We start from the raw sequence: 10,629 nt of genomic DNA on the forward strand, positions 1-10,629 counted from the left end.
CCAGTTCGTCACCGCCGTCTTGCTGGTGCCGACCCTGGTCACGGTGATCTGGATGAGCGCCTTCGGCGGCTCCGGCCTGGACCAGGCACGCGAGGGGATCGGCGCCCTGGCCGACGGCATCTCCGACTCGTCGCTGGCGCTGTTCCAGATGCTGGAACACCTGCCGTTCACGGCGATCACCTCGTTCCTGGCCATCGCCCTGGTGCTGGTGTTCTTCATCACCTCGTCGGATTCCGGTTCGCTGGTGATCGATTCCATCACCTCGGGCGGCAAGACCGATGCCCCGCAGTCCCAGCGCCTGTTCTGGGCCACCACCGAGGGCGTGGTCGCCGGTGTCCTGCTGGCGGTTGGCGGGGCCGCGGCCCTCAACGCCCTGCAGGCCGGGGCGGTCAGTACCGGCCTGCCATTCGTCATCGTGCTGCTGCTGATGTGCATCAGCCTGATGAAGGGGCTGTTCCACGAACTGGCCCTGATCCGCATCGAGGAAGCCAAGACCTGACGACCGCCACGGGCCATCCAGGGCCTTCACTCCACCCCGCGCCCGCCCGTCCGGCGGCGCGGGTTTTTTTCGTGCGGGACAACCGCCCCCGGGATCGGGCATCCTCTCGCGAATGAATCCGTCCACCCTGCCATGAGCCTGCGTAAGGCCATCGCGCGGCACCCATTGCTGGCCGGCCTGGTCTTTCAGGCCGCGCTGATCCCGCTCGCCCTGATCCTGGCCCGCGTTGCCGGGATCCCGCTGGCCGAGCGGATCGAGTGGAGCCTGGACGCCGCCGCCCTGGGCGCCCTCGCCGTACTGCCCATGCTGATCCTGCTGGGCGCGCTCGCCATCAGTGGCTGGGAGCCCTATCGTGCCCTGGCCGATCAGGTGCGGGATTTTGTGCACCAGCTCTTTCGGCACGCCCTGCCCGGTGCCGTGCTGCTGATCTCCATCCTCGCGGGCGTGGGCGAGGAACTGCTGGTGCGGGGTGTGCTGCAGGGGTGGCTGACCGAACGCTGGTCCGCCGAGTGGGCCATCGTCGCCGCCGCGGTGATCTTTGGACTGGCCCATTCGATCAGCCGCCTGTATTTCGTGTTCGCCACGATCATCGGGCTGTACCTCGGGGTCCTGTACCACCTCACCGGCAACCTGCTGGTGGTCATCGTCACCCACGCCCTGTACGACTGGATCGTGATCCACCTGTACCTGCGTTCACGATCGACAGGATAGGCAGCGAACGCATCAGGCCAGCGTTGTCAATCGCGCGTCCGCAACATCTGCTCCATGAAGTGTCCCAGGCGGGCCGGCCGGCCGAGGTAAAACCCCTGCACCAAGTCACAGCCCATGTCGCGCAGGCGGGCCAGCGTGTCTTCGTCCTCGACCCCTTCGGCCACGACCGTCAGGCCCAGTTTCTGTCCGAGACCGATCATGGACTCCACGATGCGCTGATGCGGGGGGCTGGCAGTGAGCTCATGGACAAACGTCATGTCGATCTTAACTTCATCCAGAGGCATGCGCAGCAGCCGCTCCATGGACGAATAACCGGTACCGAAGTCGTCCATGGACAGACGAAGCCCGAGTTCCTTCATGTTGTCCAGGGCTTCGCGTGGGGCGACATCGTGGCTCTCCATCACCGCCGTCTCGGTCAGTTCGATCGTGACCTGCTCGGGTGGCACGCCCCAGAGGTCCAGCGACTGGGCCACCAGGTCCACCACCTCCGGCTCCTGCAGATCATCCGCGGAAAAGTTCACCGACACCCCGACGTCCAGCCCGGCCTGGCGGTATTCGGCGCACTGGCGCAACGCGGTGTTGAAGACCCAGTGGGTCAGACGCGGCATCAGATCGGTTCCCTCCGCTGCCCGCACCATGGTGTCCGGCCGGATCGCGCCATATTCCGGGTGATCCCAGCGCAGCAGGGCCTCGGCCGATTCCACCCGCCCCGAAGCCAGGGCGATCTGCGGCTGATACTCGAGGTGCAGGGCTCCCTCCTCGATCGCATCGCCCAGCTGCGACCACAGGTCGACACCCTCCAGCATCGTCTCGGCTGCGTCGGGGGCATGCAGGCGCAGGCGGACCCGTTCACGCCGAGCCTTGCGCATCGCCGCACAGGCCTGGGCCAGCAGGGTCGGCGGGGCTACGGCGCGCCCGCCCCGGGACAGGGCCAGTCCGACCCGCGGCCACAGGAGCACCTCGCGCTCGCCGCAGGGAAAAGGCTCGCCCAGCACCCGCAGCATCTTGTGGCCCGCCAGCTCGGCAAATCCGCTGCCGTCCACATGGGGCAGCATGCAGGCGAGCTGGTGGCGTCCCGTCATCCCGACGAACCCGCCCGGCAAGGCGGTCGCCAGGGCCTCGCCGGCCTGACGCAGCAACCGGTCCGTCACGTCATAACCCAGGGCGGCATCAATATCGCCCAAGCCCTCCAGATCGACCACGGCCAGGGCCGGCGAACGCGCACCGCAACCCGCCTGCAGGCGTTCGAGAAAGGCTGGATAGTCCGATAGATTCGACAACATCGCTGGGCTCCGGCATTGCGCCCGCGCGGCGCCTCCAGGAAAAGACTGAATCCGTTCGGTCCGGCCGTGTGCCACGAACGCTGTAGCGGACCAGGAACCACTCACCTGGCACTGGGACGCCGGCCGCCGCTTGTAACCAAACCGGACATTTTTTCAGTCTTTTCTAGAGATAATAGCGTGCAGGATCGACTCCGTAGGCCCCGGCCGGCAAATCGCGCACGATCTGCCGTTGCGCACCCTCGGATTCCGGGTCCGTCGACCCGAGGTCGAGTTCCAGCGGATCGGGGTAAGGCTGACGCTGCGGATCCAGGATGCGCATGACCCGAGGCATGAAGCGCTGGGTCCGCCGGTGGCTCAGGACGATGGCGACCTCGCCGCTGTCCAGCTCCACAAGACTGCCCACCGGGAACAGCCCCACGCAGTGCGTGAACTGGTCGACCAGCGCCGAGTTCAATCCCCAGCGGCCATGCTCACGCAGTTCCTTGAGCGCCTCGAAGGGCGTTCCCGCCAGGCGCCGATCCGCCAGCAGTTCCTCGTAGGAGTCCACGATCGCCGCCATCCGCGCGCAGGCGCTGATCTCGTTGGCCACCAGCCCCCGCGGATAGCCGCGACCGTCCTCGCGCTCGTGATGCTGAAGGACGATATCGCAGACCTTATCGGGGATGCCGTGGGAGCGCTGCAGGATCTGCTCGCCGTACTCCACGTGCCGCTGCATCTCGCGGCGCTCGTTGGGGGACAGCCGCTTTCCCCGCTCCAGCAAGGCTCGGGGCAACTGCATCTTGCCCACGTCCATCAACAGCCCGCCCAGCCCCAGGATCGACAGCTCGCCGCGGTCCAGCCCCAGGTGCCGTCCCAGCGCCAGCAGATGCACGGACACCCGCAGGGAGTGGTCGTACAGGACATCGCCGGAATCCCGCAACCGGGCCAGCAGCAACAGGGCATCGGGGTTACGCTCCACGCTCTCGCGCAGCGCCTCCGAGGCCTCCCGCGCCGCCGCGACGCGCACCCCGGGATTGCGCTCCATCTCGGTCCGGATGCGATCGAGAATGGTACCGGCCGTGGCCCAGGCCTCGCTTGCGGCCGGGAACTCCTCGTCCACGCTGCACTGATCGCGGTAGACGGTCATTCCCCGAAACTGGGCCGCCTCGGCGCGACCGGGAACGGCTTCGGTCAGCGCCGCTTCGCGGGTGGCGGGCGCAAGTCGGGTCAGCGACTCCGGGGCACTCTTCTCCCGGTCCACGAACACGTGGCGACAATGGCGGGCCAGCTCGTCGATGTCCTCCTGCGAGCGGATCAGAATGCCCTCGACCCAGTACGGCGTATCCCGCCACGGGCGGTCGAGCTGGCTTACGTACATGCCAACCCGCAACTCCGCGACGGGAATCTCCTGTTGTATCAATCCCCAGGACATGCCAGGAACACTCCGCTTGCCATCCGGCGCTCTCGTAACTCACACCTTCAGTATTGTTTTCTACACTACCCAGACGCCCCGCCCCAGGCCAGCCCGTTAGTGCGCCGGCCGTGAATCGCTAACGCTCGGCGCCCCGAACCCGTGCACACATCACGATTTTGCGGGACGATGGACCCGCAGCGACGACGATCCCACGCCGGAGTGCCTCATGCCAGCCGACCAAGACACCCTCCTTGGTTCTTCCCGCCAGCCGCTCAAGGCCTCCGGCAAATGGACCGGGATGGCCGGGCTGTCGATCGTGCAGCGAGAGCAGCTCGCCGAGATGGTCGTGCCCCGGGTGATCGAACACCTGGAGCGCTGCCTGGCGACGGCCCGCGACGAATGGGAGGCCGGACGCACCTGGGGCAATGTGACGGGCAATCCCCTCCTGTGGGCGAATGACTTCCGCATGTTCGAGAAGCGCGTGACCCGGGACTTCCAGGACGCCCTGATGGAGGACTTCCGCAGCCACGACTACCCCCCGCAGTACGAGTTCTCGGGGGTCGCGTTCGCGGATCAGGACGACGGTCTCAGCATCCTCGACGACTACCAGTCCACGCGGCGGTCGCTGCGGCACAAGCTGGAAGGCTCGATGCGCGAGAACAACCGCTACTCGCACTACGTCTTCACCCAGGCCGCGCGCGAAAAGAACCGCTTCGAGCACCCCAACTGGGCCCCCTGGTCACCGCTGCACTGGTACGAGCGCCTGATCGAGATTGGCGAGCTGTACTTCGGCAAGACCGAGATGACCCTGGACCTGATGCGCTCCTACCTGGACTGCATGCAGAAGACCGCGGCCCCCACCCTGGCCTTCGTGGTCGAGGCGATCGAACACTGCGGGCTGATCACCGAGACACCGGCCGCCCCCGAGTCCAGCGAAACCCTGCGCCGCAACGCCTCGTGGAAACGCCTCGCCGGCGCACGCGATACCGACGCCTCCGCGGAACCGGACGCCGACCCCGCCACGACGACCTCCGGGTGGCGGCCCTCCACGCGCAAGGCCGAGGCCGACGAACCCGCGCGCATGCCGGACACCGAGGCCGACCCGGCCCAGTGGGCCGCCTGGGCCTCGAACATGGTGCAGTCCCCGGTGTTTCGCCCAGTCGAAGGCCATGGCGGCGGGCAAGCGGCGGGCTCCGGCAACGCGGCCCCGATGACGGCCTTCGTCATGCCCTCCGATCAGCCGGACCCGCGCGCCTCGCTGATGCCGTTCATCCACGACCTGCTGCAGGGGCTGTTCGACCACATCTTCCGCGAGGTGGGGTTCAACCCGGCCGTGCGCGCCGAGATCGGCGAGATGCAGTACCCGCTGGCCACCGCCGTCATCCGGGATCTCGGCTTTTTCCGCGACCGCTCGCACCCCTTGCGCCTGTGGATCGGGAGCCTGATCAACGTCGCCATACGCATCAATCCGGAGTCGGAGCCCGACGGCGAGGACGTCGAGCGCTACCTGGGCTGCATCCGGCGTTCGATCGAATACTTGCGCAACGAGGCCGACCGTCTCGACCGCGACAGCGCCGAGGTGCTGATGAACCAGTTCCTCGAGAGCGTGGAGAACGAGGACGCCCTCTGGCATGCCCGCCAGATCACCCAGATCGACCTGCCCAATGCCGAGGAATGGGCCGAGCAGGCCCGGCGCAATCTGGCGCTGGCCGCGCTGGAGACCGGGGCCGATCTCCCGGAGACCGCCGCCGAGGAGATCTTCCAGTCCTGGGAGACCGTGCTGGCCGTGGAGCACGACGCCGGCGAGGCCGGGGAGGCCCTGCATCGCGTGCTGCGCCAGGTCGTGCGCCACATCTGCAACATGGCCACCGCCGCCGAGGTGAATCCGCTGGTGGCCGAGGCGAAGGAACACGCCCGCGCCGCGGGCCTGGGGGACGACCGCATCCGCGACCTGGTGCAGCACCTGGGCAAGGCCCACCTCTACCGCCTGCGGGCCCCGGAGGACGCCGAGCGCTTCGACCCGCGGGCACGGCTGCAGACACGCGAATCCGTGCGCTACGAGGACGACGACCCGACCCTGGAACAGGACCGCGACGACGACCACGTCTTCGCCGCGATCGGGCTCGACATCGGGGACTGGTTCGAATTCTGCGACGACGCCGGCGAAAACCCGCGGCGCCTGGCCCTGATCTGGCGCGGCGACACGACGCGGCGCTTCTTCTTCCTGTCCCTCGACGGCGTGCACGCCCGCCGCCACAGCCTGCAGGGCGTGGCCCAGGAGCTGCGCCAGGGCCGCATGCGCGCGCTGCCGGAGGACAACCCGCTGGACGCCATTATCGAGGCCCCGGGGGGCTGAGCCCCCGCGCAGCCGGATCGGTCAGTCGCGCGCCTGGCGGATCGCCAGGGCCAACTGGTTGCGCACCGCCTTCAGCGCCCGCAACACGCTCGCGTCCAGCGAAACGCCTTCCGGCAATTCCAGGTAGAGCAATCCCACACACCGATCCCGCACCGCCAGGGGCAGCAACAGGAAGCTGCGCGCATCCAGGGCCTGCCGGAACTCGTCGGGGATATAGCGGCTGATCGATGCCTCGTGGCTGTCGCTGATGACCAGATCCTTCTGCTGCTCCAGGGCGAGGGACAGGATGTCGCCCTTGCCCGCTACGCTCAGGCGCAAGCGACCGGACAGGGTCTCCGCGTCCTGACCAAACGCGGTATGGGCCACCAGGACCCGGTGCTCGCGGTCCGCCAGCATCAGCATGACCCGGCGCAGGCCCAGCGCCTGATACAGCGTCTCGAGCGTCGTCTGGACCAGCGCGTTCAGGTCGAACTCGCCGACCATGCTGTCCAGCATGTCGGTCAGGGCCTCCATCAGCGCCGCGGCCTGAACGGCGGGCTCCTGCCCGGCCCGCGGGAGCGCATCCCCGGCTCCCGGCTCGGGTTCCAGCGCCTCCGCTTCGCCGTCATCAATGCGTACCCCCAGGTTCGCCTTCAGGCGGTTCAGCGGTTCCCGACCTTCCGGCGGCAGCTTGACCACCGCCAGGAAGTGATCCATATGCTCGCGTCCCGAGCGGATCGCCCGCTGCATGCCGCGCGCATCCACGCCCAGGGCATGTTCATAGCGCCGGCGCAGATCGGTCAGCAAAGCCCCCTGCTGGTCGCGTTCGGCGCGGGTGATGCACTGGCCCATCTCGGAGGCCAGGGTCACGATGCGATGCAGGCGCTGATCGGCATCCCGGGCCGCCGGCAGGATGCCGGGCGGAGCGCGCTCTACCGATGCCACCAGCTCGCGCGGGAAATTCCAGTCCTCCAGTACGCTGCGCGCCAGCGCCTCGTAGGAGATCCCCAGCACCTGGCGGGCGGCACTGTCCTCCCCCGTGCCCTGACCCACACGGATGCGGATCTCGTCCGCTTCCTCGGGCAGGTAGTACAGCACCAGCATGCGCCCGATATCGTGGAACAGCGCGCAGACGAAGGCCTGCTCGCTCTCCACCCCGCCAACCTGCTCCGCCAGATCGCGCGCCAGCATAGCGCTGAACAGCGTGCCGACCAGGGCCTCCATCAGGCGACCGGAATGCCGGCCGCCCTTGAGGTTTTCGAACAGCACCAGCCCGAGCGCGGCCGTGCGCACCTGCTCGAAACCAAGCAGCACGATCGCGCGCGACACCGTCCGGATATTGCCGCCGAAGTTGCTGTAAAAGGGCGAGTTGGCCAGTCGCAGCAGCTTCTGGGTGGTGGCGTAATCCTTCAGCACCGCGTTCGACAGCTCCGCCACCGAACGCTTCATGGTGTCATCGGAACACTGGGTAATCTCGCGGATGTGGCTGGAGATCCCGGGAAAATCCGGCTTGCGCCGGATCTTGCGCAGGATGAAATCCTGCGACCCGGCGTCCTGCGAGCCTTCCCCCTCCAGGGCCGCCACCAGTGCCTCGCGAAACTCTCGGGCCGAGGCAAAGCGTTCCGCCGGATCGGGGCGGGTCGCCCGCAGGATCAGGGCGTCGAAGCGCTCGTCGCCATTACCGGTACGACCGGATGGTGGCTCCAGCCCCGCCGCCAGCATCGACTGCCGGATCGCCTTCGGATCCTCGCCTCCAAAGGCGCGTTCACCGGTCAGCATCTCGAAGAACAGGGCCCCCAGCGAGAAGACGTCAGAGCGTTCGCTGGCCGCTTCGCCTGCCAGCTGTTCCGGGGCCAGGTAGTAGGGGGTGTCCGGCAGGTGGCTCTCGCCACGGGCCGCGGCGTCGGGCAGCGCCATGCCCAGCCCGGTGATGCGTGCATGCCCCTCGGGGTTCACGGTCACGTTGGCCGGCTGCAGGGTCCCGTGCAGGATGCCCTGCTCATGGGCCGCCGCCGCGGCGTCCAGCAGCTCGCGCATCAGGGCCAGGCCACGATCAATCGGCAGCGCGCCCCCGGCCAGGATCCGGTCCAGGGTCTCGCCCTCAACGTACTCGAACACCAGGTAGACGCCCTGGGGGTAGCTCCCCGCCTCGAAGATCGGCGCAATATTCGGATGCCGGAAGCGGCTCAGGCGACGCGCGTCCGCAAGCAGGGCCTGACGGGTGAGGTCGTCGGCGCCCGCCTGGGTCAGCGTACGAATCGCGACCTGCCGGTCCAGTACCGGATCGTGCGCCACGTAGAGCCCGTCGCGGGTACTGGCACCCAGCGTCCGCAGAATGCGGAAGCGTTCAATCTCGGGAACCGCCATGTGCTCAGCCATCCGCCCGAACCCCGACCGCACCCCACCCCTGTCCAGGGCGCCTGCTCGCGCCCGGCATGCTCGGATCCATCCGTATCTCTCCCTAATTTACAGCGGGCCGGCCCCATCCCGGCCCTGCGCCGATATTCCGCGGTGGATTGCCCCGCTCAATCGGCCGGGTCGCGCGCGTGTTCCTTCAGGATATCCAGCGGGATCACCGCCAGGGTCTCCTCGTGCGTGGCGCGCAGAAACACACCCGGGGCCGCCCCCGCCCGGTAGGCCTCCAGCCAGCGCGCGGCACACAGGCACCAGCGATCCCCTGCCTCCAGGCCGGGGAAGCCGAACTCCGGTACCGGTGTCATCAGATCATTCCCCTGCGCCAGGGAAAAATCCAGGAACTCGCGCGTGACCTCGGCACACACGGTGTGCATGCCCTGGTCGTCATAGCCCGTGGCGCAACGACCGTCGCGATAAAAGCCGGTCACCGGGTCCCGGCCGCAGGGCTCGAGCGCCCCGCCAAACACATTCTTGGAGGGAAAAGGCTGCATGGAAAACTCCCCGTTCGTGGTCCCTACAGCATAACGGACACCCCCCCGCCCCATGCGAGCGACTACTCGGCCCGCGGGAATTTCACTGGCACCGGCCTCAATCTTGAGGAAACACTGATCAGTCGGCATCCGGCCAGCCCCACTCAACCACGTGGTCGCGCAGGTTGTCGGGCCGATAGTCGGGATCCTGCTGGTACCGATCGAGGACGCTGGGATGCAGTTCCGTCGGATACCCCGGCTGGTGCAATGGACGCCGATGGCGGCGGCGCAGGCGATAGATGTGCCGCCGTGAACGATGCAGCGGGGCCAGCGGATCGGGCCGCAGGGCATCGACCAGGTGCGGCTCCACCCGCAGGCCCGCCGCCCGCGCCTGGTCGATCATCCATGCGAGCGGCGCCTCGGACGCCAGGCGCCCGTCGGCATCCGGGGCATAGCCGCCCCCCACATCGGCGTGCACCCCGCTGAACCAGACCTGTTTGAGGTCCAGCCCCGGGCGCGGCTCCCACAGGGTCGGCTCGAAGTCGGCGCGGGTCTCGTCGATCGCCATCGCATGCCGCGCGATGCGCACGTTCGGACCCAATTTGGTGTCGTAGAATTCGTCGGTGCGGTCGAACAGCCCCAGCAGGGAGAACGGGATGCCCAGGGCGCCCACCGTATCCCAGACCCCGACAAAGCGGATCTCCCGCGAGGGATGCGCATACGCCGCCCGGAACTCGCGCGAGGCCGCCCCCTCCGGCGCATGGCTGGCCGCGGTCTTCTTGTAGTGACGGAAGGCCTGTTCGATCAGGCGCGCGTCCGGGCGCCTCAGGATGCCGCAGTTGTTGATCAGCCCGCACAGGCTGCGCACGGTGTAGGCACCGCGACTGAAGCCGAACAGAAAGATCTCGCTGCCGGGGTCGTAGTTCTGGACGATGTAGCGATAGGCATCCTGGATGTTCTTGTGGATGCCCCGCCCGGTCACGCCGCCCGTGACCTTCGCGTAGTACGCCCCGACACCCCAGTCGTAGAAGACCTGCTGGGGGTCACCACTGGCATCGGCGGGCGCGATGGCCCGCGCCAGACGCAGCACGTTGGTCGGCACGTCCGACTCGACGTCCTCCTCGGGGCGATTCCAGGTCCCGTCCGCGCAAATCACGATCCGTCGTGTCATCCGCCCGCCTCCCATCCTCAATGGGATGGACGCCCCCGCCCTATTACGGCATCGCGATGTGCCAGAGTGGGGGTGATCACTCTCACTCGAAGAAGACGGAGGCGTCCACATGCAGGTTACAACACTCGGTATTGATCTCGCGAAGAACGTGTTCCAGGTCCACGGTGTGGATGCGCAGGGCCGGCAGGTGTTTTCGAAGGCGCTGCGGCGCAGCCAGTTGCGCAACTTCGTCGCCCAGCTGCCGGCCTGCCGGATCGGCATGGAGGCCTGCGGGAGTGCCCATTACTGGGCGCGTGAGTTGCAGGCGCTGGGGCACGAGGTGCGGCTGATGGCGCCGCAGTTCGTGAAGCCC

8 protein-coding genes and 1 pseudogene are annotated in these 10,629 nt (G+C 67.9%); 4 read left to right on the forward strand and 5 right to left on the reverse strand.

Features of this window, described 5'->3' with window-relative positions:
- Together H609_RS13450 and H609_RS0110785 are read left to right on the forward strand one after the other, a co-directional pair.
- A partial coding sequence (locus tag H609_RS13450; RefSeq protein ID WP_038036280.1) for a BCCT family transporter occupies positions 1–499 on the forward strand: 499 nt, incomplete at its 5' end.
- A gap of 132 nt (positions 500–631) precedes the next feature.
- Positions 632–1,210, forward strand: coding sequence for a CPBP family intramembrane glutamic endopeptidase (locus tag H609_RS0110785; protein WP_018877600.1), 579 nt, complete (start codon positions 632–634; stop codon positions 1,208–1,210).
- A 26-nt stretch (positions 1,211–1,236) separates the two neighbouring features.
- Here the strand turns inward: H609_RS0110785 and H609_RS0110790 are convergent, their stop codons facing one another.
- Complete coding sequence (locus H609_RS0110790) at positions 1,237–2,493, reverse strand: bifunctional diguanylate cyclase/phosphodiesterase (protein WP_028484951.1); 1,257 nt, start codon at positions 2,491–2,493, stop codon at positions 1,237–1,239.
- Between the two features lie 163 nt (positions 2,494–2,656).
- Positions 2,657–3,904: an HD-GYP domain-containing protein gene (locus tag H609_RS0110795; RefSeq protein WP_051206779.1), complete on the reverse strand. Its 1,248-nt coding sequence runs from the start codon at positions 3,902–3,904 to the stop codon at positions 2,657–2,659.
- A gap of 208 nt (positions 3,905–4,112) precedes the next feature.
- On the opposite strand from H609_RS0110795, the gene H609_RS0110800 reads away from it, so the two are divergent.
- Positions 4,113–6,242 (forward strand): DUF1631 family protein, encoded by a 2,130-nt coding sequence (locus tag H609_RS0110800; RefSeq protein ID WP_028484953.1) that lies wholly within the window; start codon positions 4,113–4,115, stop codon positions 6,240–6,242.
- Positions 6,243–6,263: 21 nt separating this feature from the next.
- Here H609_RS0110800 and H609_RS0110805 read toward each other — a convergent pair whose 3' ends face one another.
- The 3 genes from H609_RS0110805 to H609_RS0110815 form a co-directional block, all read right to left on the reverse strand.
- Entirely contained in the window at positions 6,264–8,588 is a 2,325-nt protein-coding gene (locus tag H609_RS0110805; protein WP_028484954.1) for an HDOD domain-containing protein, read from the reverse strand.
- Positions 8,589–8,746: 158 nt separating this feature from the next.
- Entirely contained in the window at positions 8,747–9,127 is a 381-nt protein-coding gene (locus H609_RS0110810; RefSeq protein WP_018866118.1) for a DUF2237 family protein, read from the reverse strand.
- Between the two features lie 118 nt (positions 9,128–9,245).
- On the reverse strand, positions 9,246–10,277 hold the full coding sequence (locus tag H609_RS0110815; RefSeq protein WP_028484955.1) for a DUF2235 domain-containing protein: 1,032 nt from the start codon (positions 10,275–10,277) through the stop codon (positions 9,246–9,248).
- A gap of 109 nt (positions 10,278–10,386) precedes the next feature.
- On the opposite strand from H609_RS0110815, the pseudogene H609_RS0110820 reads away from it, so the two are divergent.
- Positions 10,387–10,629, forward strand: a pseudogene (locus H609_RS0110820) (IS110 family transposase); the annotation flags it as partial.

It is taken from the genome of Thioalkalivibrio sp. ALE17, assembly GCF_000425605.1.
Taxonomy (GTDB): Bacteria; Pseudomonadota; Gammaproteobacteria; order Ectothiorhodospirales; family Ectothiorhodospiraceae; genus Thioalkalivibrio.

Coding starts and splice junctions, on each gene's coding strand:
- H609_RS0110785 (WP_018877600.1), top strand. CDS start 632: ATGAGCCTGCGTAAGGCCATCGCGCGGCACCCATTGCTGGCCGGCCTG.
- H609_RS0110790 (WP_028484951.1), bottom strand. CDS start 2,493: ATGTTGTCGAATCTATCGGACTATCCAGCCTTTCTCGAACGCCTGCAG.
- H609_RS0110795 (WP_051206779.1), bottom strand. CDS start 3,904: ATGTCCTGGGGATTGATACAACAGGAGATTCCCGTCGCGGAGTTGCGG.
- H609_RS0110800 (WP_028484953.1), top strand. CDS start 4,113: ATGCCAGCCGACCAAGACACCCTCCTTGGTTCTTCCCGCCAGCCGCTC.
- H609_RS0110805 (WP_028484954.1), bottom strand. CDS start 8,588: ATGGCGGTTCCCGAGATTGAACGCTTCCGCATTCTGCGGACGCTGGGT.
- H609_RS0110810 (WP_018866118.1), bottom strand. CDS start 9,127: ATGCAGCCTTTTCCCTCCAAGAATGTGTTTGGCGGGGCGCTCGAGCCC.
- H609_RS0110815 (WP_028484955.1), bottom strand. CDS start 10,277: ATGACACGACGGATCGTGATTTGCGCGGACGGGACCTGGAATCGCCCC.